Annotated in this window: 23 protein-coding genes; 12 read left to right on the top strand and 11 right to left on the bottom strand. The window is 60.0% G+C overall.

Going from position 1 to position 23,620, the window contains the following annotated elements:
* Nucleotides 1–270 precede the first annotated feature (270 nt).
* The 4 genes from licT (at nt 271) to ET34_RS0120160 (ending at nt 6,014) form a co-directional block, all read left to right on the top strand.
* The gene (gene licT / locus ET34_RS0120175; protein ID WP_031525067.1) at nt 271–1,125 is read left to right on the top strand and encodes a BglG family transcription antiterminator LicT; all 855 of its coding nucleotides are present in this window, start codon (nt 271–273) and stop codon (nt 1,123–1,125) included.
* Between the two features lie 138 nt (nt 1,126–1,263).
* Entirely contained in the window at nt 1,264–3,129 is a 1,866-nt protein-coding gene (locus ET34_RS0120170) for a beta-glucoside-specific PTS transporter subunit IIABC (protein ID WP_031525065.1), read from the top strand.
* Between the two features lie 10 nt (nt 3,130–3,139).
* Nucleotides 3,140–4,612: a glycoside hydrolase family 1 protein gene (locus tag ET34_RS0120165; protein ID WP_031525063.1), complete on the top strand. Its 1,473-nt coding sequence runs from the start codon at nt 3,140–3,142 to the stop codon at nt 4,610–4,612.
* Nucleotides 4,613–4,622: 10 nt separating this feature from the next.
* A complete protein-coding gene (locus ET34_RS0120160; protein WP_031525062.1) occupies nt 4,623–6,014 on the top strand; it encodes a glycoside hydrolase family 1 protein in 1,392 nt (463 codons plus the stop codon).
* Between the two features lie 39 nt (nt 6,015–6,053).
* Here ET34_RS0120160 and ET34_RS0120155 read toward each other — a convergent pair whose 3' ends face one another.
* From ET34_RS0120155 to rhlE, 4 genes are all read right to left on the bottom strand, one after another.
* Nucleotides 6,054–7,379 (bottom strand): 6-phospho-alpha-glucosidase, encoded by a 1,326-nt coding sequence (locus tag ET34_RS0120155; protein ID WP_031525060.1) that lies wholly within the window; start codon nt 7,377–7,379, stop codon nt 6,054–6,056.
* Between the two features lie 12 nt (nt 7,380–7,391).
* Complete coding sequence (locus tag ET34_RS0120150; protein WP_031525058.1) at nt 7,392–8,999, bottom strand: PTS transporter subunit EIIC; 1,608 nt, start codon at nt 8,997–8,999, stop codon at nt 7,392–7,394.
* A 134-nt stretch (nt 9,000–9,133) separates the two neighbouring features.
* Entirely contained in the window at nt 9,134–9,868 is a 735-nt protein-coding gene (locus ET34_RS0120145; protein WP_031525056.1) for a GntR family transcriptional regulator, read from the bottom strand.
* Nucleotides 9,869–9,939: 71 nt separating this feature from the next.
* Entirely contained in the window at nt 9,940–11,385 is a 1,446-nt protein-coding gene (gene rhlE, locus ET34_RS0120140; protein ID WP_031525054.1) for an ATP-dependent RNA helicase RhlE, read from the bottom strand.
* A 291-nt stretch (nt 11,386–11,676) separates the two neighbouring features.
* Here rhlE and cecR point away from each other — a divergent pair, with 291 nt between their 5' ends.
* From cecR to ET34_RS0120115, 5 genes are read left to right on the top strand one after another with little or no spacing between them, the layout of a single operon-like run.
* Nucleotides 11,677–12,360: a transcriptional regulator CecR gene (cecR, locus tag ET34_RS0120135; protein WP_031525053.1), complete on the top strand. Its 684-nt coding sequence runs from the start codon at nt 11,677–11,679 to the stop codon at nt 12,358–12,360.
* Nucleotides 12,357–13,346, top strand: a complete 990-nt coding sequence (gene hlyD / locus ET34_RS0120130) for a secretion protein HlyD (RefSeq protein WP_031525051.1) — start codon at nt 12,357–12,359, stop codon at nt 13,344–13,346. Before cecR ends, hlyD begins: the two co-directional genes overlap by 4 nt.
* A complete protein-coding gene (locus ET34_RS0120125; protein ID WP_031525050.1) occupies nt 13,339–15,075 on the top strand; it encodes an ATP-binding cassette domain-containing protein in 1,737 nt (578 codons plus the stop codon). The genes hlyD and ET34_RS0120125 overlap by 8 nt, the downstream gene beginning before the upstream one ends.
* Nucleotides 15,072–16,199 (top strand): ABC transporter permease, encoded by a 1,128-nt coding sequence (locus ET34_RS0120120; protein WP_031525049.1) that lies wholly within the window; start codon nt 15,072–15,074, stop codon nt 16,197–16,199. The genes ET34_RS0120125 and ET34_RS0120120 overlap by 4 nt, the downstream gene beginning before the upstream one ends.
* Nucleotides 16,200–16,208: 9 nt before the next feature.
* Nucleotides 16,209–17,315, top strand: coding sequence for an ABC transporter permease (locus tag ET34_RS0120115; protein ID WP_031525048.1), 1,107 nt, complete (start codon nt 16,209–16,211; stop codon nt 17,313–17,315).
* Here ET34_RS0120115 and ET34_RS0120110 read toward each other — a convergent pair.
* A complete protein-coding gene (locus tag ET34_RS0120110; RefSeq protein WP_031525046.1) occupies nt 17,277–17,693 on the bottom strand; it encodes a YbhQ family protein in 417 nt (138 codons plus the stop codon). The genes ET34_RS0120115 and ET34_RS0120110 overlap by 39 nt on opposite strands.
* A 254-nt stretch (nt 17,694–17,947) precedes the next feature.
* On the opposite strand from ET34_RS0120110, the gene ET34_RS0120105 reads away from it, so the two are divergent.
* Genes ET34_RS0120105 through ET34_RS0120095 form a run of 3 tightly spaced genes read left to right on the top strand, consistent with a single transcriptional unit; the run spans nt 17,948 to nt 20,903 of the window.
* A complete protein-coding gene (locus tag ET34_RS0120105) occupies nt 17,948–18,700 on the top strand; it encodes an endonuclease/exonuclease/phosphatase family protein (RefSeq protein WP_413783774.1) in 753 nt (250 codons plus the stop codon).
* Nucleotides 18,697–19,941 (top strand): cardiolipin synthase ClsB, encoded by a 1,245-nt coding sequence (clsB, locus tag ET34_RS0120100; protein WP_031525043.1) that lies wholly within the window; start codon nt 18,697–18,699, stop codon nt 19,939–19,941. Before ET34_RS0120105 ends, clsB begins: the two co-directional genes overlap by 4 nt.
* The gene (locus ET34_RS0120095) at nt 19,941–20,903 is read left to right on the top strand and encodes a lysylphosphatidylglycerol synthase domain-containing protein (protein ID WP_031525041.1); all 963 of its coding nucleotides are present in this window, start codon (nt 19,941–19,943) and stop codon (nt 20,901–20,903) included. The genes clsB and ET34_RS0120095 overlap by 1 nt, the downstream gene beginning before the upstream one ends.
* 41 nt (nt 20,904–20,944) lie before the next feature.
* Here ET34_RS0120095 and ET34_RS0120090 read toward each other — a convergent pair whose 3' ends face one another.
* The 6 genes from ET34_RS0120090 to moaC form a co-directional block, all read right to left on the bottom strand.
* A complete protein-coding gene (locus ET34_RS0120090; protein WP_031525039.1) occupies nt 20,945–21,280 on the bottom strand; it encodes a hypothetical protein in 336 nt (111 codons plus the stop codon).
* A gap of 17 nt (nt 21,281–21,297) precedes the next feature.
* Complete coding sequence (locus tag ET34_RS0120085; protein WP_031525037.1) at nt 21,298–21,540, bottom strand: prevent-host-death protein; 243 nt, start codon at nt 21,538–21,540, stop codon at nt 21,298–21,300.
* A 112-nt stretch (nt 21,541–21,652) separates the two neighbouring features.
* Nucleotides 21,653–22,360 (bottom strand): Bax inhibitor-1/YccA family protein, encoded by a 708-nt coding sequence (locus tag ET34_RS0120080; protein WP_031525036.1) that lies wholly within the window; start codon nt 22,358–22,360, stop codon nt 21,653–21,655.
* An 80-nt stretch (nt 22,361–22,440) separates the two neighbouring features.
* Complete coding sequence (moaE, locus tag ET34_RS0120075; protein WP_031525034.1) at nt 22,441–22,893, bottom strand: molybdopterin synthase catalytic subunit MoaE; 453 nt, start codon at nt 22,891–22,893, stop codon at nt 22,441–22,443.
* Nucleotides 22,894–23,139, bottom strand: a complete 246-nt coding sequence (gene moaD, locus ET34_RS0120070) for a molybdopterin synthase sulfur carrier subunit (protein ID WP_031525032.1) — start codon at nt 23,137–23,139, stop codon at nt 22,894–22,896.
* Complete coding sequence (gene moaC, locus ET34_RS0120065) at nt 23,132–23,617, bottom strand: cyclic pyranopterin monophosphate synthase MoaC (RefSeq protein ID WP_031525031.1); 486 nt, start codon at nt 23,615–23,617, stop codon at nt 23,132–23,134. The genes moaD and moaC overlap by 8 nt, the downstream gene beginning before the upstream one ends.
* Nucleotides 23,618–23,620 lie beyond the last annotated feature (3 nt).

Genomic DNA, 23,620 nt, shown 5'->3' with positions numbered 1-23,620 from the left:
ATTGTGGCATTTTTTAGCCCGCAGGTTGACCTTTTTTTAGCACGGCGCGGCGAAAACATTGAGCGCATTAATTCGCAGAGCTGATCACATTTCAGAGGTAAATATATTCTTTCCGCGTCCCCTGCGTTGACCGATTATCAGACGGGTGTTAGGTTTTTTATCAGTGCATTAACTTGTTACCGTTCGGCGGGCAAAACCTGAATGCAGCTTGCGGGAGACTTTCCGTAATCTGTATTTATGTTTTGCCCGTTTTGTTTTCAGGAGCCGTCGATGTTCATTAAGCAAATCCTTAATAACAATGTCGTCAGCGTGGTGGATGAACAGGGTCAGGAGCTGATCCTCACCGGGCGCGGATTAGGTTTTTCAGCCTCGGCGGGAGAACAGGTTAATATGGCGAAAATAGAGAAAACGTTTCGCCTGCACGACGACAAAATATCGGCGCGGTTCAAAGCGCTGGCGGATGAAATACCGCTGGAAATATTGCAGCTCACCGATGATATCGTGGCGCTGGCGCGCGCTGCCCTGCCGCATAAATTAAGTGAAGGGCTGTATATCAGCCTGAGCGATCATTTGCATTACGCCCTGCAACGCAGTCATGACGCGTTGACGCTGCATAATCCGTTGCAGTGGGAAGTGCGCCATTTTTATCAGGCAGAATATGGCGTCGGCCAGCAGGCACTGGCGCTGATAGCCGCCCGCACCGGCACGCTATTACCGGATGCTGAGGCCTGCAGTATCGCGCTGCATATCGTTAACGCCGGGCTGAGCACCACCACGGCGAAAACCGGCCAGATCACCCAGCTTATTTATCAGGTGCAGAACATCGTCAAATACTGGTTTCGGGTTAAGCCGGATGAGGAGAGCCTGAATTACCAGCGTTTTATTACCCACCTGAAATTTTTTGCTCAACGGGTAGTAGAAGGCGAGATTGTCGATAATGACGATGCGGAACTGTTTGCGATGGTGCAGCAGCGCTATAAAAAAACCGTCGCCTGCGTTGAGGCCATTAATGATTTTGTGCAGAAGAATTATCACCACGCGATGAGCCAGTCGGAGAAATTATATCTGACGGTGCATATCGATAACGTGATTAAAAGAATGACGCCCGCAGATACCGGGGCGTAATACCCGGGAGTAATCCCACTAATTCCGTTCAGGCTTGTTACTGTTCAATCAGGCAAACCCCAGAGGAAGCAAGACGACCGGCAGACCCGGCGATTGTTTAACACGGCGTTATTTCGCCGTGGATCTGGAGGAATGACCATGCACTATTCCCATACCGCGCAGCAGATTATTACGCGCATTGGCGGGGCCGAAAATATCGTCTCGCTGTTCCACTGCATTACCCGGCTGCGCTTTGAGCTGCGCGACATGAGCCTGGCGGATCGGGCTGCGCTCGACAACACCGATGGCGTCATGGGGGTCAACATCTCCGGCGATCAGTATCAGCTGATCATCGGTAACGAGGTGGCCCCGCTGTGCGACGCGATCCTTGACCAGCTTCCCCACCTGCGCGAGGCAGCACCCGCCCCTGCGGACGACGCGCCGCGCAAACGCCGCAACCCGGTGTCGGTGGTGCTGGAGGGGCTGTCCGGCATCTTTTCCCCCATCATTCCCGCCATTGCCGGCGCAGGTATCCTCAAGGGGGTGCTCTCGCTGCTGGTGGCCCTCAACTGGCTCGATGTCAGCAACCAGAGCTACCAGATCCTGGCGGCCATCAGCGACGGCGTGTTTTTCTTTATGCCGTTGGTGCTGGCCTTCAGCGCCGGTCACAAATTTGGTGCCAACCCCTACGTGGCGGTGGCGATGGCCGCAGCACTGTTTCACCCCAGCCTGACCACACTGTTCGCCGCTGGCGACCCCATCGCCTTCTTCGGCCTGCCGGTTGCGCCCGTTTCCTATGCCTCGTCAGTGATCCCGATCCTGCTGGCGGTCTGGCTGCTGAGCTACGTAGAACGCGCGGTTGACCGCGTGATGCCTGGCGCACTGAAAACCATGTTCGTGCCTCTGCTGTCGCTGGTGATCGTGACGCCCGTTACGCTGATAACAATCGGCCCGCTCGGCATCTGGCTTGGCAACGCGCTGTCGGGCGGCATCCTGTGGCTGGTGGCCAACATGGGGATACTGGCGGGCGTACTGGTGGGCGGTACCCTGTCGCTGATGATCATTACCGGTATGCACTACGTGCTGGTGCCGGTGATGATCAACAACATCAGCCGGCTCGGCTATGACCCGTTCAAGATCCTGTTTTACGTTGCCAACCTCGGCCAGGCCGGGGCGGCGTTCGGGGTCTTTCTGCGCTCGCGTAACAAAAAGACCAGAACTCTTGCGCTCTCCACCAGCTTCAGCGCCTCGCTGGGGATTACCGAGCCGGCGATGTACGGCATCAATATTCGCTTTAAGCGCCCATTCGCCTGCGCCCTGGCGGGCGGAGCCTGCGGCGGGGCGTTCGCGATGGCGATGGGGGTAAAGACCTATGCCTTTGCCCTGAGCGGTCTGTCCGGTATTCCGGCCCTGGTCGGCCCCACCTTCCTGTGGGCGCTGGCGAGCCTCGGGATCTCCTTTACCGTGGCCGCCCTGCTCACCGTGGTGGTTGGCTTTGAGGAGGAGGCGCAGCCGGATACCGCTGCACAGCAGGCGGGCGCACCGCTACCGCTTGCTGCCCGGGATGAGCAGATCTTCGCGCCGGTGAGCGGCCAGTTGCTGCCCCTCGACCGCCTGAGCGACCCGGTGTTTGCCGATGAGATTTTTGGCAAGGGCATCGCCATCGTCCCGGACAGCGGGGAGCTGCGATCCCCGGTTAATGGCCGGGTGGAGTCGGTGTTTGATACCCGCCACGCCCTGACGCTGCGAAGCGACAGCGGTGCCGAGGTGCTGATCCACATCGGTATCGACACCGTGAAGCTCGGCGGCGCTGGCTTTACCAGTTATATCCGCGAAGGGGAATTCGTCGAGGTCGGCCAGCCGCTGATCGGTTTCGACCTTGAAGCCCTGCGCGCGCAGCACATCGACCCCAGCGTGATTGTGATTGTCACTAATAGCGACGAATACGGCGATATCACCCCGGTAAAACAGGGCGGTATCGGCATCAATGAAGCCTGTCTGACACTTACCGCACCGGCGGTATAAGGAAAACACCATGACAATGTCGAAAGCCTTTCCGGAAGGATTTTTATGGGGCGGTGCCACCGCCGCTAACCAGCTGGAAGGGGCGTGGAACGTAGACGGCAAAGGGCTGTCCGTGTCTGACGTCTACACCTTTGACGTCACGACGCCAAAAGCGCGCTGGCTGGATCAGTGGCTGGGCATGACCCACCAGCAGGTGGCCGAGGCGCAGGACCCGAACAGCACAAAGTACTACCCCAAACGCAACGGCAATGACTTCTATCACCACTACAAAGAGGACATCGCGCTGTTCGCCGAGATGGGCTTCAAATGCTTCCGCATGTCCATCGCCTGGACGCGCATCTTCCCGCGCGGGGATGAAACCACGCCGAACGAAGCCGGGCTGGCGTTCTACGATGACGTGTTCAACACCCTGCGCCAGCACGGCATTGAGCCGATCGTCTCGCTGTCACACTACGAGATGCCGCTGGCGCTGGTCACCGATTACGGCGGCTGGCCGAACCGTCAGGTGGTGGATTTCTATGTGCGCTTCGCCACCACGGTGTTTACCCGCTACCGCAAGCAGGTGAAGTACTGGATGACCTTCAACGAGATCAACTGCGTGAAGCATCACCCCTACGTCAGCATCGGGGTCATCGAAGAAGATCACCCGAATATTGAGCAGGACAAGTACCAGGGGGCGCACCATCAATTTGTCGCCAGCGCTTTAGCGACCAAAGCCTGCCACGCCATCATTCCCGGCTCGCAGGTGGGCTGCATGATCAGCTATCAGATCCTCTACCCCAACACCTGCCACCCGGACGACCAGCTGGCGTGTGAAGAGGCCCAGCGCGTGTCGCTGTTCTTCAGCGACGTGCAGGCGCGCGGCTACTATCCCTCGTGGGCGAAGCGCATGCTGGCGGAGAAAGGCGTGGTGCTGAAGATGGCGGTGGGCGACGAGGAGATCCTGCGCCAGTACCCGGTGGACTACGTCTCCTTCAGCTACTACATGTCGAGCACCATCAGCGCGCATCCGGAAAAACTTCAGGGTGCCACCGGGAACCTGATCACCGGCGGTATTCGCAACCCGTACCTGGAGACCAGCGACTGGGGCTGGCAGATCGACCCGAAAGGGCTGCGGCTGGCGCTCAATCAGCTCTATGACCGCTATCAGAAACCGCTGTTTATTGCCGAAAACGGTCTCGGCGCGGTGGATGAGGTCAACCCGGACGGCAGCATCAATGACGACTACCGCATCGACTACCTGCGCCAGCACATCGAGCAGATCCAGGAGGCCATCGCCGACGGCGTCGACCTGTTCGGCTACACCTGGTGGGGGCCGATTGACGTGGTCAGCGCCGGCACCGCGCAGATGTCCAAGCGCTACGGCTTTATCTACGTGGACCAGGACGACATGGGGAAAGGCACCCTCGCCCGCTCGCGCAAGAAAAGTTTCTGGTGGTACAAAAAAGTGATCGCCTCCAACGGGCAGGATCTCAGCGATTAAGGAGCAGCAGATGGCACAGTTTCCTCAGCACTTTTTATGGGGCGGCGCGATAGCCGCCAATCAGGCAGAAGGCGCCTGGAACCTTGACGGCAAAGGGCCGTCTATCGCCGACGTGGTGCGCGGCGGTATCGCTTCCGGCCAGCATGACGCCATCATCGACCCGCATCTCTACTACGCCAGCCACGAGGCGGTGGATTTTTACCACCGCTATAAAGAGGACGTGGCGCTGTTCGCGGAGATGGGTTTTCAGTGCTTTCGTACCTCGATTGCCTGGTCGCGCATTTTCCCGCGCGGGGATGAACAGACCCCGAACGAAGCCGGGCTGGCGTTCTACGATAACCTGTTTGACGAGCTGCTGAAGTACGGCATCGAGCCGGTGATCACCCTCTCCCACTACGAAACGCCGCTGGCGCTCTACCAGGAGTACGGCGGCTGGAAGAACCGCGCGCTGATCGCGCACTTCACCCGCTACTGCGAAACGGTCTTCCGGCGCTATCGCGGCAAGGTGAAGTACTGGATGACCTTCAACGAGCTGAACAACATGAACCGCATGCCGTTCGCCACCGGCGCGGTGGATGCCGACGCCTCGTTGCAGATCATCTACCAGGCCAACCACCATCAGTTTGTTGCTAACGCGCTGGCGAACAAGCTGTGCCACGAAATCATTCCTGAGGCGCAGATCGGCTGCATGCTATCGCTCAGCACCGTTTACCCGGCCACCTGCCACCCGGACGACATCTTTGAAACCCAGCAGCTGCGCCGCCGCTCGCTGTTCTATTCCGATGTGATGATGAACGGTGAGTATCCGGCTTACAGCCGCCGCCTGTTCCGCGATAACGGCATTACACTGGCGATGGAGCCGGAGGATCTGGCGCTGATTGCCCGCTACCCTTCCGACTATCTGGGCTTCAGCTACTACCGCAGCGTGGTGCACAAGGCCGGGGCGCAGTTACAGATCGATACCGGCGGGGCGAAGGGCGAGGACAATCCGTACCTGAAAAAAACCGCCTGGGGCTGGCCGGTAGATCCAAAAGGGCTGCGCACGGTGTGTAACGAGCTGGCGGATCGCTACCGCAAGCCGCTGTTCATCGTGGAAAACGGCTACGGCGGGGTGGATGAGATTGCCCCGGACGGCACAATTAACGATGAAGAGCGCATCGCGTATGGACGCCAGCACATCATCGAGATGGCAGAAGCCGTTGCCGATGGCTGCGACATCATGGGGTACACCTGGTGGGGGCCGATCGACATCGTCAGTGCCGGCACCGGAGAGATGAAAAAGCGCTACGGGTTTATCTATGTTGATAAGGATAACGACGGCAACGGCAACCTGGCGCGCCGCAAAAAGCGCAGCTTCGACTGGTACAAACAGGTGATCGCCAGCAATGGCGAGGTGGTGTAACAGCGCCCTCTCCTCCGGGAGAGGGCATGCTACGGAAAGTTACTTCAGCTCTGGCCAGTAGTCGCGGTTCGCTTCGATCAGCGCATCCAGCACCCTGCGGGCTTTTTTGGCATCGACAATGGTGCGGTTGAGCGTCAGGGCCATCAGCGCTTTGGTGTAGGAGCCTTCCAGATAGGCTTCGACCGTCAGCCGCTCATAGGCGAACTGCTGCTCGATCATCCCTTTGTAGAAGGTTGGAATTTTGCCAACGCCGAACGGACGCGGGCCGTTGGCACCCATTTCGGCCGCCACTTCCACCATCACGTCGTTGTCGAGGTTCGCCACCAGGCCGTTATTCTCCACCATCACAATAAATTTTTTCTTCAGGTTGAAGGCGATAGACTCCGCCAGCTCAACGATCATGTCGCCGTGGGCATCGTTGTGCACCACGTGCACGTTCTTCGTGGTGCCCTCTGCCGCCGCGGTACGGCACTCGTCGAATACCCGCTTCTCACGGCCGTTGATCACCTCGTTGGCGCGAGTGAAGTTCGGGTCGAGCTTGCTCAGCTTGTACTCCGGGTAGAGGTAGTACTGCAGATAGGTATTCGGCAGGTAGTCCGGGAAGTCGTGGAGCATATCCGCCACCGCGGCGTAGGTATCAAGCCAGGACTGGTCGCGCTGCTCGGCGTCCACCGGCTTAAAGCCGTTGCTGGCGATAATCGCTTTCAGCTCCGGTGCCAGATCATGACCGTTTTCATCATAGAGATGGGTGAACCAGCCGAAGTGATTCAGCCCGAAGTAGACCGGGTCGAAGGTCTCGGGGTCGCGGCCCAGCAGGCGGCCATAGGAGCGCAGCAGGTTGACCGGCTGGTCGCAGATATTGATGATGCGCTCGTCATCCGGGAACGACTTTTTCAGTGCATCGGCAACGATCGCCGCCGGGTTGGTGTAGTTGAGGATCCACGCCTGCGGCGAACGCGCCCGCACGTCGTTAACCAGTTCAATCATGTCGCGAATGGAACGCATACCGTAGGCGAAACCGCCCGGCCCGCAGGTCTCCTGACCAATCACCCCGAGGCTTAACGGAATTTTTTCGTCCTTCTCGCGCATCGCGTAGCCGCCGGTACGCATCTGGCAGAAGATGAAGTCCATGTCGCGCAGGGCCACCTCTTTATCGGTGGTCCAGATTAACTCCACCTCCGGGTACTCTTCGCGGAACAGCACTTTCGCGTATTCGCCGATCACCGCCTGACGTTCAGCGTTAACGTCGAACATCACCAGCTTGTTGAGCGGCAGGCGGGTTTTCAGTTTGCACAGCGCCTTGAGTAATCCCGGCGTCCAGGTGGATCCGCCCCCGACTAAAACGATATTAAAAGCTTTTTTCATGTTACGGCTCCCTTACGACTGTTGAGCGAGTAAATTTTGCTTCACCGCGGTGGCGATACTTTCCACCTGCGGCCCATAGATAACCTGAATGTCATTCTGCGTGGCGCGGATGATGCCGCTGGCCCCACTCTGCTTCAGCGCCGGGTCCTGCACCTTTGCCATATCGGCGACCCGGACGCGCAGGCGGGTAAAGCAGCAGTCCACCGCCTGAATGTTGTCGTGCCCGCCCAGCCCTTCGATAATCAGCGCGGTTTCGCCGCTGCCCTTCCCGGCCAAAGCCGCACCGGGTGCAGGGGCGCGATCCTCCTCCTCACGGCCCGGCGTGCGGGCGTTAGTGCGCAGGATGATGAATTTGAAGGTGAAGTAGTACGCCGGGAACCAGATGACGCCGAGCAGCAGGCTGAACCACCAGGCGGTTTTTGCCCCGCCCAGTACGCCAAAGACGATGAAATCGATCAGTCCGCCCTGCACATTGCCGATCATCACGTTCAGCAGCTGCGACAGGGCAAACGACAGGCCGGTCATCACCGCATGGAAGACAAACAGCAGCGGCGAGACGAAGATAAAACTGAACTCCAGCGGCTCGGTGATGCCGGTGGTGAAGGAGGCCAGCGCCCCGGCCATCATCAGCGCTTTCACGCGCTGCTTGTGCTCCGGCTTCGCGCAGCGGTAGATCGCCAGCGCCGCCCCCGGCAGACCAAACATCATCACCGGGATTTTGCCCTGGGCGAGGAAGCGGGTGGCTTCGCGCACCACGTCGTTCGCCAGTTCGCCCGGATGGGCCAGCGCATAGTTGAAGATGCTGAGCGCGCCGATGATGCTTTCGTTATCGACATGCACCATGCCGCCCACCGGGGTAAAGCGCACGGTTTCATTGAGGATGTGGTGCAGCCCGGTAGGAATGAGGATGCGTTCGGTGAGGGCATAAAAGAAGGTACCTGCCGCCCCGGCGTGGCCGATAAACTCGCCGAGGCGAATAATGCCCCCGGCGATCACCGGCCAGATGAAGGAGAGCCCTAACCCCACCAACGGCAGCACGATCACGGTAATAATCGGCACAAAGCGACGTCCGCCGAAGTAGGCGATGGCCGCCGGCAGTTGGATGGTGTAGAAGCGGTTGTGCAGCAGTACCGTGACGATCCCGGCAATCACCCCGCCGAGCACGCTCATCTGATAGGAGAAGATCCCCAGCGTGTTGGCGAACTCGGCGGCGTACATCACCGCCTCGGTCTGGCTGTAGCCTTTGGCCATAAAGGCGCTGGCTGAAGTGGTTTCCGGCGTCAGCCCCTGGGCGGTAAGGCTGAAGTTCACCCCGACGTGCAGGGTGATAAACCCTATCACCGCCGCGAGCGCCGCGGTGGGCTTCTCGTCCCGCGCCAGCCCGACGGCGGCGGCAATGGCAAACAGCAGCGGCAGATTGCCGAACAGCGCCCCCGCCACTTTGCGTATAAAGCCAATCGCCTGCTGCATCGCCTGCGCGTGGATCATCCCCTCGCCAACAATCGCCGGATTTTGCAGCGCGGCGGCAAGGCCAAGAAAAATCCCCGCCGCGGCGATCACGGAAATCGGCATCATCAGTGCCTTTCCTAAATCCTGAACAAACTCGCCTGCACGACTCATAGTCTTATCCCTGTAAGGTGAAAAGAAGCGAACTGCATAGCGAAAGTATAACGATATATCATGTCTAGTTGTCTAGACAAGTTAACGGAGAATATGAACCCGGTCACAAAGTAGCCGGTCAGGTGAGACGGGAATTAGGGTCGTTCGGCGGTGATGGTGAACACGTAGTGCTGCTGGTTGTAGTAGATTTCCGAGACTTCAAACGGGCGGCCTTCGCTCAGCCAGGCGACCGACGTGGCGTGCAGCACCGGCTCTTCGCGCTGGATGTTGAGCATCTCCTGCACGTCTCGGGCCGGCAGCTCGGCGCGGATCTGCTTTTCACTGCGCGCTACGCTGTAGCCTTTCCGGCTGATGTAGGCGTACTTTGAGGCATTGAGATCGGCGGGGGTTAAATCCGGGAACAGATCGCACAGCATCCAGGACTGCTCAAACACGAACGGCACATCACCCACCAGCCGCAGGCGCTTCATAAACCACACGTCATCCCCCGGCGCGATGGCGAGCAGCGCGGCCATATCATGGCTGACGGGCTGGCGCTCCAGGCAGATCAGCCGGTTAACCATCGGTTCGTTGAGGGCGAGGGTGGCTTCGCTGGAGGTGAGATGGCGATCGAGCGGCAGCGCGATGCGCAGCGGCGGTTTTGCGTGCGTGACGTAGGTGCCCTGGCCGCGTCGACGTTCGACTTTGCCCTGGCGTACCAGATAATCCACCGCTTTACGGGCGGTCATACGGGCAATGCCAAACTGCTGGCAGAGTGCGGTTTCGGAAGGCAGCGCGTCGCCGGGTTTTAGCGCGCCGGACTGGATTTGCGCGGTGAGAAAGGCTTCAAGCTGAAGGTAAACCGGGACGGTGGAGTGTTTATCGATCATGAACGGGGCTCCCGAAACAGATTGCGGGGTATGTTAGCTACCCCGCAATCCGCTGACAACATCCGGAGGGATTATTCGCCGGAGGAGGCTTTACGCGGCGGACGACGACGACGCGCGCCGTCACCGGACGGACGTGATGCGCCCTCGCCTAACCAGCGGCCCTGCTTCGCGCTGTCGCCACCCTGACGGCGCGACTTCTCGCCCGCGGGTTTTGCTGCATCGCCGCCCTGACGACGCGGTTTATCACCGGTCGGCTTCGCGGCGCTGTCGCTGTTCTGACGACGCGGCTGGCCCTGACCACGACCACCGCCGCCCTGACCGCGACCGCCGCCACGCTGCTGCTGGCGACCGTTGACGATCGGCTCGGCTTTGATGCTCGGGTCCGGCTCGTAGCCCGGCAGCGCAATGCGCGGGATTTCACGCTTCAGCAGGCGCTCGATATCGCGCAGCAGCTTGTGCTCGTCTACGCAGACCAGCGACAGCGCTTCCCCGGTCGCAGCAGCGCGTCCGGTACGGCCAATGCGGTGCACGTAGTCTTCCGGCACGTTCGGCAGCTCGTAGTTCACTACGTGCGGCAGCTCTTCGATGTCGATGCCGCGCGCCGCGATGTCGGTGGCAACCAGCACGCGGATATCACCGGTTTTGAAGTCGGCCAGCGCACGGGTACGCGCCCCCTGACTCTTGTTACCGTGGATTGCCGCAGAGCGGATACCGTCTTTGTTCAGCTGCTCCGCGAGGTGGTTAGCGCCGTGCTTGGTGCGGGTAAACACCAGCACCTGCTGCCAGTTGCCTTCGCCGATCATCTGAGAGAGCAGCTCCCGCTTGCGCTTTTTGTCCACGAAGTGAACGTGCTGGGTGACCTGCTCAGAAGCGGTGTTGCGACGCGCCACTTCCACTTCCAGCGGGTTGTGCAGCAGTTTTTCCGCCAGCCCTTTGATGTCATCCGAGAAGGTCGCGGAGAACAGCAGGTTCTGACGACGCGCCGGCAGTTTTGACAGCACGCGACGAATGTCGTGGATGAAGCCCATGTCCAGCATGCGGTCGGCTTCGTCCAGCACCAGAATCTCTACGCTGTCGAGCTTGAGGGCGTTCTGGTGTTCAAGATCAAGCAGACGGCCCGGCGTTGCCACCAGCACGTCAACGCCGCCGCGCAGCTTCATCATCTGCGGGTTGATGCTCACGCCGCCGAACACCACCAGCGAGCGGATATTCAGATACTGGCTGTACGCGCTGACGTTCTCACCAATCTGCGCCGCCAGTTCGCGGGTCGGGGTGAGGATCAGGGCGCGCACCGGACGACGCCCTTTGGCGTGCGGGTTGTGCTGGGTCAGCAGCTGCAGCAGCGGCAGGGTGAAGCCTGCGGTTTTACCGGTGCCGGTCTGGGCACTGGCCATCACATCACGGCCTGCCAGCACTGCCGGGATAGCCTGTTGTTGGATGGGGGTCGGTTGAGTGTAACCCTGCTCAGCGATCGCTTTCAGGATTTCGGGGGCAAGACCAAGTGAATCAAAGGACATAACAACTCCGGACCTGCCCCTGACCGCGTGCGGTGTAGTTTTCCGGGGAAGGCATTAGGCCGAGGCCTGATAGCGAGACAAAAACCACAATGTCATGAAGGGGCGGAGTGTAGCAGTTTTTGTGATTCACCGCATAAATTCTCGCGCTGCCGCCGTGTTTCGCCCTGCGACCTGATGCTGACGTGCGTCGCAAAAGTGAAAGACGGTATAAAAAACATACGTTACAGACTGGACAAGGTCAAAAAACAGCCATATTTTTAATCAATCGATTGATTAACTTTTATCGCGCCTATGAATGCCACAACCTCACCCGTTACGCCGCGCGGCGAACAGGCCCGTAATCAGCTGATTACCGCCGCGCTTGCCCAGTTCGGCGAGTATGGCCTCAATGCCACCACCCGCGACATCGCCGCCGATGCCGGGCAGAACATTGCGGCAATCACCTACTATTTCGGCTCCAAGGACGATCTCTACATGGCCTGTGCGCACTGGATCGCTGATTTTATCAGTACCCGGTTTCAGCCCCATGCCGAGGCCGCTGAGACGCTGTTGCGCCAGCAGCCGCCGGATATAGCCGCCATGCGCGCGCTGCTGTTTCAGGCCTGCGATAACATCGTGCACCTGCTGACCCAGGACGACACGCTGAACCTCAGCAAGTTTATCTCCCGCGAGCAGCTTTCGCCGACCGCCGCCTACCAGCATATCCATCAGCAGGTGATCGCCCCGCTGCACAGCCACCTCACGCGCCTGATCGCCGCCTGCACCGGGCGCGAGGCAGAAGATACCGACACCATACTGCACACCCACGCCTTGCTCGGCGAGGTGCTCGCCTTCCGTCTCGGGCGTGAAACTATCCTGCTGCGCGCCGGGTGGAGCGGCTTTGACGCAACGAAAAGCGCCCGCATCAGCAGCGTGGTGAAGAGTCACATTACCTTTATTCTCGACGGGCTGGCCCGTAAGGAGTCTCAGGCATGAAAAAGCCGCTGTTGATCGTCGGCGCGCTGGTGGTTGTGGCCGCTATTGCTGGTGGATGGATGTGGTATCAGCACAGCAAGCCGCACACCCTTACCCTGTACGGTAACGTTGATATCCGCACCGTGAACCTCAGCTTCCGCGTCGGCGGGCGGCTGGCCTCGCTGGCGGTGGATGAGGGCGATGCGGTGCAGCAAGGGCAGACGCTCGGCACGCTTGACCGTGCGCCGTACCAGAATGCCCTGCTGCAGGCGAAAGCCAGCCTCGCCACCGCCGAAGCCAAACTCGATCTGGCGAAAGCCGGTTACCGCGACGAAGAGATCGCCCAGGCGCAAGCCGCAGTGCGTCAGGCCGAGGCGGCGTATCAGTATGCGCAGAACTTCTGGCAGCGCCAGCAGGGGCTGTGGAAAAGCCGCGTCATCTCCGCCAACGACCTGGAAAACGCCCGCTCCTCCCGCGACCAGGCGCAGGCCAGTCTGAAATCCGCGCAGGATAAGCTGAGTCAGTTCCAGGCCGGTAACCGCCCGCAGGAGATTGCGCAGGCCCAGGCAGCGGTGGAACAGGCCAGGGCGCAGGTGGCGCAGGCCGAGCTGGATCTGCACGACACCACGCTTATCGCCCCCTCCCCCGGCACGCTGCTGACCCGTGCAGTGGAGCCGGGCAGCATGCTCAACGCTGGCAGCACCGTGCTGACCCTGTCGCTCACCCGTCCGGTGTGGGTGCGTGCTTACGTCAATGAGCTGAACCTCAACCGCGCCACGCCGGGCCAGCAGGTACAGCTCTGGACCGATGGCCGCCCCGATAAGCCCTATCACGGCAAAATCGGCTTTGTCTCGCCGACCGCCGAATTCACGCCGAAAACCGTGGAAACCCCGGATCTGCGCACCGACCTGGTGTACCGCCTGCGCATTATCGTCACCGATGCTGACGACAGCCTGCGCCAGGGGATGCCGGTGACCGTCACCTTCGATGAGACGCATCATGAGTAGCGAGGGCGCAATCCGCCTGCACGGCGTGGAGAAGCGTTTCCCCGGGATGGATAAACCGGCGGTGGCGCGGCTTGATGCCGAGATCCGCGCCGGGGGCGTCACCGGGCTGGTCGGCCCCGACGGCGCGGGAAAAACCACGCTGATGCGTATGCTGGCGGGGCTGCTGCGTCCCGACGAAGGGCAGGCTGAAGTGCTGGGCCTCGATCCGATTGCCGATGATAACGCCCTGCACGCCATGCTCGGTTACATGCCGCAGAAGTTTGGCCTGTATGAAGATCTGACGGTGATGGAAAACCTGACGCTGTATGCCGATCTGCGCAGCGTCACCGGCGAAGCGCGTATCACCACCTTTGAGCGCCTGCTGGAATTCACTGCACTTGGCCCCTTTACTGACCGGCTGGCGGGGAAGCTCTCCGGCGGGATGAAGCAGAAACTGGGGCTGGCCTGCACGCTGGTCGGCACGCCGAAGGTGCTGCTGCTCGACGAGCCGGGGGTCGGCGTGGACCCGATCTCGCGCCGTGAGCTGTGGCAGATGGTGCACGAGCTGGCCGGTGACGGCATGCTGATCCTCTGGAGCACCTCTTACCTCGACGAGGCCGAGCAGTGCCGCTCGGTGCTGCTGATGAACGAGGGCGAACTGCTGTTCCAGGGCGCCCCCACTGAGCTGACGCGCCAGATGGCCGGGCGCAGCTTCCTTGCCACCAGCCCGACCATTCATAACCGCGCTCTGCTCCAGCAGGCGCTGAAGCTGCCCCAGGTGAGCGACGCCATGATCCAGGGGCGTTCGGTGCGCCTGATCCTGACCAGAGACAGCGACCCGGCACAGCTCCGCGCTGCCCCAGGCCTTGCCGATCTGGTGCTGCGCGACACGTCACCGCGCTTTGAAGATGCCTTTATCGACCTGCTCGGCGGGGCCGGAACCTCTGAATCGCCGCTGGGTGCCATTCTGCATACCGTGGAGGGCAACCCCGAAGAGACGGTCATTGAAGCCCGGCAGCTGACCAAAAAATTTGGCGATTTTGCCGCCACCGATCGGGTGGACTTCTCCGTCCAGCGCGGGGAGATTTTCGGTCTGCTCGGGCCGAACGGTGCCGGGAAATCCACCACCTTCAAGATGATGTGCGGTCTGCTGCCCCCCACCGTCGGTAAAGCGCTGGTCCTGGATCTCGATCTGAAAACCAGCTCCGGGAAAGCGCGCCAGCACCTGGGCTACATGGCGCAAAAGTTCTCGCTCTACGGCAACCTGACGGTGGCGCAAAACCTGCGCTTCTTCTCCGGGGTATACGGCCTGCGTGGCCGGGCGCAGAACGACAAGATTGCGCGCATGAGCAAGGCGTTTGGCCTCGATACTATCGCCGATCAGCCCACCGATGCCCTGCCGCTCGGCTTCAAGCAGCGGCTGGCGCTGGTCTGCGCCCTGATGCACGAGCCCGATATTCTGTTTCTTGATGAACCTACCTCCGGCGTTGACCCGCTGACCCGGCGCGAGTTCTGGCTGCACATCAACAGCATGGTGGAAAAAGGGGTGACGGTGATGGTCACTACCCACTTTATGGATGAGGCGGAGTACTGCGACCGTATCGGGCTGGTGTATCACGGCAAGCTGATTGCCAGCGGTACGCCGGACGATCTCAAAGCCCAGGCGGCAACCCGGGAGGATGACGATCCGACCATGGAGCAGGCGTTTATTACCCTGATCCACCGGTGGGATAAGGAGCATGCGGCATGAGCGCACTTTCCTGGCGGCGCGTGCGGGCGCTGTGTATCAAAGAGACGCGGCAGATCGTGCGCGACCCCAGCAGCTGGCTGATCGCGGTGGTGATCCCCCTGCTGCTGCTGTTTATCTTCGGCTACGGTATCAACCTCGACTCCAGCCGCCTGAAAGTGGGCGTGCTGCTGGAGCAGCAGAGCGAGGAGGCGCTGGACTTCACCCATGCCATCACCGCTTCGCCGTTTATTGATGCCACGGTGAGCGACAACCGCGGCGCGCTGGTGGAGATGATGCAGGCCGGAAAAATACGCGGGCTGGTGGTGATCCCGGTGGATTTCGCCAGCAACATGGCGCGCGACGGTGCCACCGCGCCGGTGCAGGTGATTACCGATGGCAGCGAACCCAACACGGCGAATTTCGTGCAGGGCTATATGGAGGGCATCTGGCAGATCTGGCAGCAGCAGCGCGCCGAGGATCGCGGCGAAACCTTTGAACCGCTGATTGACGTGCAGACCCGCTACTGGTTCAACCCGGCGGCCATCAGCCAGCACTTTATTATTCCCGGCGCGGTGACCATTATCATGACGGTCATCGGCGCGATACTCACCTCGCTGGTGGTGGCCCGCGAGTGGGAGCGCGGCACTATGGAGGCGCTGCTCTCCACCGAGGTAACGCGCGTTGAGCTGCTGCTGTGCAAGCTTATCCCCTACTACTTCCTCGGCATGCTGGCGATGCTGCTCTGTATGCTGGTGTCGGTGTTTATTCTCGGCGTGCCGTTTCGCGGCTCCCTGCTGTTGCTGTTTGTTATCGCCAGCCTGTTTTTACTCAGCACCCTGGGCATGGGGCTGCTCATCTCTACCCTCACCCGCAACCAGTTCAACGCCGCGCAGGTGGCGCTCAACGCGGCGTTCCTGCCGTCAATTATGCTGTCCGGGTTTATTTTCCAGATCGACAGTATGCCAGCGGTGATCCGCGCCTTTACGTATGTGATCCCCGCCCGCTACTTCGTCAGCACCCTGCAAAGCCTGTTCCTCGCCGGCAATATCCCGGTGGTGCTGGCGGTGAACGTGCTGTTTCTGATCGCCTCGGCGGTGCTGTTTATCGGCCTGACGTGGTGGAAAACCAAACGGCGTCTGGATTAAGGAGCAGCTATGTTTTATCGCTTATGGACGCTAATTCGCAAAGAGCTGCAGTCGCTGCTGCGCGAGCCGCAGACCCGCGCCATCCTGATCCTGCCGGTGGTGATCCAGGTGCTGCTGTTCCCCTTCGCCGCCACGCTGGAGGTGACCAACGCCACCATTGCGGTCTACAGCGAGGACAGCGGTAAACACGCCACCGAGCTGACCCAGCGTTTCAGCCAGGCGAAGGCGTTTACCCACGTGCTGCGGGTGGACAGCCCGCAGCAGATCCGCCCGACCATCGACCAGCAGAAGGCGCTGCTGCTTGTACGCTTCCCGCCGGACTTCTCGCGCCGCCTCGACAGTCTGGAGCCAGCGCAGATGCAGCTGATCCTTGACGGGCGCAACTCCAACAGCGCCCAGATTGCCGCCAACTATTTACAGCAGATGGTGAAGGACTATCAGCAGGAGCTGACCGCCTCGCTGCCGAAACCGAACAACAGCGAACTGGTGGTGCGTAACTGGTACAACCCGAACCTCGATTACAAATGGTTTGTGGTGCCGTCGCTGATTGCGATGATCACCACCATCGGCGTGCTGATTGTCACGTCGCTGTCGGTGGCGCGGGAGCGCGAACAGGGTACGCTCGATCAGCTGCTGGTCTCGCCGCTGGCAACCTGGCAGATTTTCGTTGGTAAAGCGGTGCCGGCTCTGATTGTCTCGACTTTCCAGGCGTCGGTGGTGCTGGGCGTCGGCATCTGGGGGTACGACATCCCCTTCTCCGGCTCGCTGACGCTGTTCTGGTTCACGATGGTGATTTACGGGCTGTCGCTGGTGGGCTTCGGGCTGCTGATTTCCGCACTCTGCGCGACGCAACAGCAGGCGTTTATCGGGGTGTTTGTGTTTATGATGCCGGCGATATTGCTCTCGGGATACGTCTCGCCGGTGGAGAACATGCCGGTGTGGCTGCAAAATCTGACCTGGGCCAACCCTATCCGGCACTTTACCGATATTACCAAGCAGATCTACCTGAAGGATGCGAGTCTGGGGATTGTCTGGGGAAGTTTGTGGCCGCTGCTGGTGATAGCGGCCACCACGGGACTAGCGGCGTACCTGATGTTTAGACGCAAAGTGGGCTGAGTGGCGACGGCGCTCTTTGACCAGCAGCGACACCAGCGCCGGGCCGGCGAGAATGGCAAGGCCCGCCAGCGCCAGCAGCAGGTTATTGTGCAGCACGCGGGAGAGCAGCCACAGCGCAATCATCGCCGCGCCGAAATACCAGGTGGTGGTCAGCTCTTCCAGCACGTCAGCAAAGGCGCGCCAGCGGCTTTCCGGGTGGCGCTGAAACGCCAGCATCAGGATAACGGTCACGCCGTAGAGCACGCACATGGCGAGACCGACGCGCACCAGCGCCCCGCTCATCCAGCCGGCAATCAGCATCCCGACCACCAGCAAATGCAACATAATCTGCCAGCAACTCAGACCTGTTGCGACACGAACACGCTGTTGCCACTTCATGGCTTCTCTCCTGTGGGATCTTCTACTATCAAATCAGAGTACCGCACTTTACGGAAAATTCCGTAAGGCCGCACCTTTTTGTGACAGGGACTACACTTTATTTTCATGAGGATACCTCGTTGTTCCGCTTTATGCGGCCAGCCAGACGGCACGCGGTTTCCGGCAGGTTCAGGGGACGGCGACGTCGCTTTTGCACTGCCGTAGCGAGAACAACGCAGAGAAAAACAAGATGCGCCGGGAGGCACATGGCTGACATGACAACACATTTAACGGTCAAATTACTGACCATTAATACCCACAAAGGATTCACCGCCTTTAACCGACGCTTCATCCTGCCCGAACTGCGTGATGCCGTGCGCAGCGTGTCGGCGGATATTGTCTGCCTGCAGGAAGTGATGGGCGCGCATGAAGTGCATCCGCTGCACATCGAAAACTGGCCGGACACCACCCACTACGAGTTTCTCGCCGATACTATGTGGAGCGATTTCGCGTACGGACGCAACGCCGTCTACCCGGAAGGCCACCACGGTAACGCCGTGCTGTCGCGCTTCCCGATTGAACATTACGAAAACCGCGACGTCTCAGTGGAAGGCCATGAGAAACGCGGAATGCTGCACTGTCAACTCTCCGTGCCGAACAGCGATAAGCGCTTGCATGTGATTTGTGTTCATCTGGGGCTACGGGAAGGGCACCGTCAGGCGCAACTGGAGATGCTGTGCGAGCTGGTTAACGGCCTGCCGGACGGCGAAGCCGTGCTGGTTGCGGGCGACTTTAACGACTGGCGTCAGCAGGCAAACCGCCAGCTGAAAGCGAAAGCCGGGCTGGATGAGGTATTTACCCAGGCCGATGGCCGCCCGGCGCGTACCTTTCCGGTGGCGTTCCCGCTGCTGCGCCTCGACCGTATTTACGTGAAAAACGCCCATGCCAGCAGCCCGCAAAAGCTGCCGCTGCGTGAGTGGCGTCACCTGTCCGATCATGCCCCGTTGGCTGTGGAGATCCATTTATGAAACCCGCATGGCGTGATGGTAACCGTATTGAACTGCTGGAGAACGGCGAAGCGTTCTTCCCGGCGGTATTCGCCGCAATTGATGAGGCAAAAGACAAAGTGTTCCTCGAAACCTTTATCTGGTTTGAGGATAAGGTCGGCAAAGAGCTGCACCGGGCGATCCTGGCCGCTGCCCGGCGCGGCGTCAGCGTGGAGGTGCTGCTGGACGGCTACGGCTCCCCGGATCTCAGCGACGACTTCGTAAACCAGCTGACCTCTGCCGGCGTCAAGTTCCGCTACTACGATCCGCGCCCGCCGCTGATGGGCATGCGAACCAATGTGTTCCGCCGCATGCACCGCAAAATTGTGGTTATCGACGGCGAACTGGCGTTCGTCGGCGGCATTAACTATTCCGCGGAGCATATGTCTGATTATGGCCCGGAAGCCAAGCAGGACTACGCCGTCAGGGTGCAGGGACCGGTGGTGCAGGACATCTACGCGTTCGTGCTGCAAAACCTGCCGGGCCACGAGGAGATGCGCCGCTGGTGGGGCCGTCGTCGTCATCAGGCACAGGATAACAACGCGCCGGGTGAAGCCCAGGCGCTGTTTGTCTGGCGTGACAACGACGATCACCGGGATGATATCGAGCGCTACTACCTGAAAATGCTGGCGAATGCCAAGCAGGAAGTGATCATCGCCAACGCCTACTTCTTCCCCGGCTACCGTCTGCTGCATGCCATGCGCAACGCGGCCCGCCGCGGGGTATGCGTGAAGCTTATCGTGCAGGGCGAGCCGGATATGCCGATTGTGAAGGTGGGCGCGCGCCTGCTCTATAACTATCTGGTGAAGGGCGGGGTTGAAGTTTACGAGTATCTGCGCCGTCCGCTGCATGGCAAGGTCGCAGTGATGGACGATCACTGGGCGACGGTCGGCTCCAGTAACCTCGACCCGCTCAGCCTGTCGCTTAACCTTGAAGCCAACCTGATCATACACGATCGCACCTTCAACCAGACACTGCACGACAACCTGATGCAGCTGATTGAGAAGGACTGTCAGCAGGTGGATGAGACCCTGATGCCAAAACGCACCTGGTGGAACCTCACCAAGAGCGTGGTGGCGTTCCACTTTTTACGTCACTTCCCGGCTCTGGTGGGCTGGTTACCTGCACATACTCCGCGGCTGTCCCTGGTGGAGCCGCCTGTGCAGCCCGAAATGGAGACCCAGGATCGGGTCGAAACGGATAATCCGGGAGCAAAATTCTGATGGCAAAATCACACAAGTGGCGCATGACGAAGAAGATCCTGACGTGGGTCTTCTTCATTGCGGTGGTGGTCCTGCTGGTGCTGTACGCCCAGAAAGTGGACTGGGAGGAAGTGTGGAAGGTCATTCGCGATTATAACCGCACCGCGCTGCTGAGCGCTGTCGGGCTGGTGATTGTCAGCTACCTGCTTTACGGCTGCTATGACCTGCTCGGGCGCGCCTACTGCGGGCACAAGCTGGCAAAACGCCAGGTGATGCTGGTGTCGTTCGTCTGCTACGCCTTCAACCTGACGCTCAGTACCTGGGTTGGCGGTATTGGCATGCGCTATCGCCTTTACTCCCGCCTCGGCCTGCCCAGCTCGACCATCACGCGCATTTTCTCACTCAGTATCTCCACTAACTGGCTGGGCTACATTCTGCTCGGCGGGGTGATCTTTACCTTTGATGTGGTGAAGCTCCCGGCGCACTGGTATATCGACGGCGGCACTCTGCGCATTGTCGGCATCGTGCTGCTGGCGATTATCGCGGTTTATCTCTGGTTCTGCGCCTTCGCTAAACGCCGTCACGCGACTATTAAAGGCCAGAAACTGGTGCTGCCGTCGTTCAAATTTGCCGTGGTGCAGCTGGTGATCTCCAGCGCTAACTGGATGGCGATGGGCGCCATCATCTGGCTGCTGATGGGCCAGGATGTGAACTACTTCTTCGTACTGGGGATCCTGCTGGTGAGCAGCATCGCCGGGGTGATTGTGCATATCCCGGCCGGGATTGGCGTGCTGGAGGCGGTGTTTATCGCCCTGCTGGCCGGGGAGCATACCAGCCAGGGGACGATCATCGCCTCGCTGCTGGCCTACCGCGTGCTCTACTACTTCCTGCCGCTGCTGCTGGCAATCTTCTGCTACCTGGCGCTGGAAAGCCGGGCGAAGAAACTGCGGGCGAAGAACGAAAAAGAACTGGCTAATACCTGATGGAACCGGGTGCGGCACGTTAACGCGTCGCACCCGATGGTTCAGAGGTGAATGAGTCGCTTAAACAACAATTGCCTGATGTCCTGCCGCTGTGCCAGCACAGCATGCGCGGTGATACGGTGCCCTTCCACGCTGTAAAGCACCCGATACCCCTCTTCGAGGTTGCACTCGCGATAACGCGCACAACCCAACTGCAGCAGCTCCGGGCAAACCTGTGCGCTCAGCGGAAAAAACCCTACCCGCGCTTCAAACTGGTTAATCAGCCGCGTGATAAGGGGGAGTGGCTCAACACCACGTTGGGTCAGGTGAAAGGCGATGTCCTCAAGGCAGACTTTTACCGTGAGCGTATATTCGAAACTCGTGTTCACTTGCGTCATCATCAGTCCCGATGAAATCAATCCTGTGACTGGCCGATCCTCGCCAGAAGTGCCTCTTTAGACATGACGTTGCCGTCGAGTTTGTCCTGCTCAGACAGGGTCATCATTTTGAGCAAGGCAATCGCATTTTCACGTTGCTGCTGCGCTGCCCATGACTCAATAACATACGCCGGAACGCCGTTCTGCGTCACCAGGATGGGTTCATCAAGTTCGAGCGTCGCCGCATTTTTTTTAACATAGCTGATGGTTTCTACGCGCATAAGAGTCTCCCTAAAGTGATAGTCTGAATATAGTCCTCATTCAGACTACAAACAATCCTGTATAAACAAAAACGCCGCGCAAATAGCACGGCGTTTATCTGATTTATTAGGCTTAACGGCGGTTGCCGAATATGCGCAGCAGCATCAGGAACAGGTTGATGAAGTCGAGATACAGCGTCAGCGCACCCACAATCGAGTAGCGGCGCAGGTTTTCGCGGTCGTTGACGTCAATCTGCTGACCGATGTTTTTCAGCTTCTGGGTGTCATATGCCGTCAGGCCAACAAACACCACCACCCCGATATAGGTCACGGCCCACATCAGCGCTTTGCTCTGGAGCCAGAAGTTCACCAGCGACGCCAGCACGATGCCGATCAACGCCATAAACAGAATGTTACCGAAGCCGCTCAGATCGCGTTTGGTGGTGTAGCCGTACAGGCTCATGGCACCGAACATCCCACCGGCGACCACGAAGGTGCTGGCGATAGAGCTGTAGGTGTAGACGAGAAAAATACTCGCCATCGTCAGGCCGGTAAGCGCGGAGTAGAGCATAAACAGCGAGGTGGCGACCGCGCCGCTCAGCTTATGCACCAGGCCTGAGATCACGAACACCAGCGCCAGCTGGGCGATGATAAGCCCGAAGAAGGTGATCTTACTGGCGAAGACGAACTGCATCACCGCCGGAGTATTGGCCGCATACCAGGCGATGAATGCGGTCAGGAACAGCCCGGAGGCCATCCAGCCGTAGACCTGCGCCATATAGGTTTGCAGACCGCTGCGGCCCTGAACAATAGTGCCGTTAGAGTGTGGATATCGATCCATGATGGCTCCTTTGATATCAATGAACACCGGGCGAAGCGCCCCTGTGCCTTAAGACTAACACATCTGATAAAAGTCGCCCGCTACCAGCGTCCGGCGGCATCCTTGTCACTCTGCCGCGCATCGACCCAGCGCTCGCCCTCAGGCGTGGCTTCGCGCTTCCAGAACGGGGCGCGGGTTTTCAGATAGTCCATCATAAACTCGGCAGCATCAAAGGCCGCACCGCGATGCGCGCCGGTGACGCCGACAAACACGATCTCTTCACCGGTTTTCAGCTCGCCGATGCGGTGAATAAGCGTGACGCGGGTCAGCGGCCAGCGTGACCGGGCTTCAGCCACGATCTCCGCCAGCGCCTTTTCGGTCATGCCCGGATAGTGCTCCAGCGTCAGGGCGGTGACGTTATCGCCGAGGTTATGGTTGCGCACTTTGCCGGTAAAGGTGACCACCGCGCCATCTTCGCCACAGGCGGCCAGCCACTGGTACTCGTCGCCGACGCTGAAAGGCGCATGGCCGACGCGGATGCGGGTCTGTTCCATTCAGCCTCCGGTAACCGGTGGGAAAAACGCCACTTCATCGCCCGCCTGCACGGCATGATCGAGCGGCACCAGCGTCTGATTTACCGCCGCCAGCAGCTTGCCGCTCTCCAGCGCCAGCGCCCAGCGATCACCGCGCGTTGCCAGTTCAGCACGCAGCGCCTCAACCGTCGCGTAGTCGCCCTCCACCTGCAGGTTATCGCAGCCGATAAGCTCGCGCACCTGGGCAAAAAACAGCACGTTAATCATGGTCGTCCGCCTTAAAGTCGCCGGATTTGCCACCGGATTTCGCCAGCAGGCGCACCGGACCAATCACCATATCTTTCTGCACCGCTTTACACATGTCGTAGATGGTCAGCGCCGCCACCGATGCGGCGGTCAGGGCTTCCATCTCCACGCCAGTTTTCCCCGAGAGGCGGCACAGGGACTCCACGCGCACGCGGTTGTGCGCCGGCTCGGCCTGCAGCTGCACTTCCACTTTGCTGAGCAGCAGCGGATGGCAAAGCGGTATCAAATCCCAGGTGCGCTTGGCGGCCTGAATGCCGGCAATGCGCGCGGTGGCGAACACGTCACCCTTGTGGTGACTGCCGTCGAGGATCATCGCCAGCGTCTGCGGCGCCATGGTGATAAAGGCTTCGGCCCGCGCTTCGCGCACGGTTTCCGCTTTGGCGGATACGTCCACCATATGCGCTTCACCCGCCTCGTTCAGGTGCGTAAGTTGTGACATAAC

It is taken from the genome of Siccibacter colletis (assembly GCF_000696575.1).
Lineage (GTDB): Bacteria > Pseudomonadota > Gammaproteobacteria > Enterobacterales > Enterobacteriaceae > Siccibacter > Siccibacter colletis.
The sequence above is the reverse complement of the archived record's forward strand: the minus strand, read 5'-3'. Positions and strand labels throughout refer to the sequence as shown.

Excerpts from the sequence above, each read along its gene's own strand:
- hlyD (WP_031525051.1), top strand. The coding sequence starts at position 12,357 with ATGAAAAAGCCGCTGTTGATCGTCGGCGCGCTGGTGGTTGTGGCCGCT.
- licT (WP_031525067.1), top strand. The coding sequence starts at position 271 with ATGTTCATTAAGCAAATCCTTAATAACAATGTCGTCAGCGTGGTGGAT.
- ET34_RS0120145 (WP_031525056.1), bottom strand. The coding sequence starts at position 9,868 with ATGATCGATAAACACTCCACCGTCCCGGTTTACCTTCAGCTTGAAGCC.
- ET34_RS0120110 (WP_031525046.1), bottom strand. The coding sequence starts at position 17,693 with ATGAAGTGGCAACAGCGTGTTCGTGTCGCAACAGGTCTGAGTTGCTGG.
- clsB (WP_031525043.1), top strand. The coding sequence starts at position 18,697 with ATGAAACCCGCATGGCGTGATGGTAACCGTATTGAACTGCTGGAGAAC.
- ET34_RS0120085 (WP_031525037.1), bottom strand. The coding sequence starts at position 21,540 with ATGCGCGTAGAAACCATCAGCTATGTTAAAAAAAATGCGGCGACGCTC.
- ET34_RS0120080 (WP_031525036.1), bottom strand. The coding sequence starts at position 22,360 with ATGGATCGATATCCACACTCTAACGGCACTATTGTTCAGGGCCGCAGC.
- moaD (WP_031525032.1), bottom strand. The coding sequence starts at position 23,139 with ATGATTAACGTGCTGTTTTTTGCCCAGGTGCGCGAGCTTATCGGCTGC.
- ET34_RS0120165 (WP_031525063.1), top strand. The coding sequence starts at position 3,140 with ATGACAATGTCGAAAGCCTTTCCGGAAGGATTTTTATGGGGCGGTGCC.
- ET34_RS0120160 (WP_031525062.1), top strand. The coding sequence starts at position 4,623 with ATGGCACAGTTTCCTCAGCACTTTTTATGGGGCGGCGCGATAGCCGCC.
- cecR (WP_031525053.1), top strand. The coding sequence starts at position 11,677 with ATGAATGCCACAACCTCACCCGTTACGCCGCGCGGCGAACAGGCCCGT.
- ET34_RS0120155 (WP_031525060.1), bottom strand. The coding sequence starts at position 7,379 with ATGAAAAAAGCTTTTAATATCGTTTTAGTCGGGGGCGGATCCACCTGG.
- ET34_RS0120115 (WP_031525048.1), top strand. The coding sequence starts at position 16,209 with ATGTTTTATCGCTTATGGACGCTAATTCGCAAAGAGCTGCAGTCGCTG.
- moaE (WP_031525034.1), bottom strand. The coding sequence starts at position 22,893 with ATGGAACAGACCCGCATCCGCGTCGGCCATGCGCCTTTCAGCGTCGGC.
- ET34_RS0120105 (WP_413783774.1), top strand. The coding sequence starts at position 17,948 with ATGACAACACATTTAACGGTCAAATTACTGACCATTAATACCCACAAA.
- ET34_RS0120090 (WP_031525039.1), bottom strand. The coding sequence starts at position 21,280 with ATGACGCAAGTGAACACGAGTTTCGAATATACGCTCACGGTAAAAGTC.
- rhlE (WP_031525054.1), bottom strand. The coding sequence starts at position 11,385 with ATGTCCTTTGATTCACTTGGTCTTGCCCCCGAAATCCTGAAAGCGATC.
- ET34_RS0120095 (WP_031525041.1), top strand. The coding sequence starts at position 19,941 with ATGGCAAAATCACACAAGTGGCGCATGACGAAGAAGATCCTGACGTGG.
- ET34_RS0120150 (WP_031525058.1), bottom strand. The coding sequence starts at position 8,999 with ATGAGTCGTGCAGGCGAGTTTGTTCAGGATTTAGGAAAGGCACTGATG.
- ET34_RS0120170 (WP_031525065.1), top strand. The coding sequence starts at position 1,264 with ATGCACTATTCCCATACCGCGCAGCAGATTATTACGCGCATTGGCGGG.
- ET34_RS0120125 (WP_031525050.1), top strand. The coding sequence starts at position 13,339 with ATGAGTAGCGAGGGCGCAATCCGCCTGCACGGCGTGGAGAAGCGTTTC.
- moaC (WP_031525031.1), bottom strand. The coding sequence starts at position 23,617 with ATGTCACAACTTACGCACCTGAACGAGGCGGGTGAAGCGCATATGGTG.
- ET34_RS0120120 (WP_031525049.1), top strand. The coding sequence starts at position 15,072 with ATGAGCGCACTTTCCTGGCGGCGCGTGCGGGCGCTGTGTATCAAAGAG.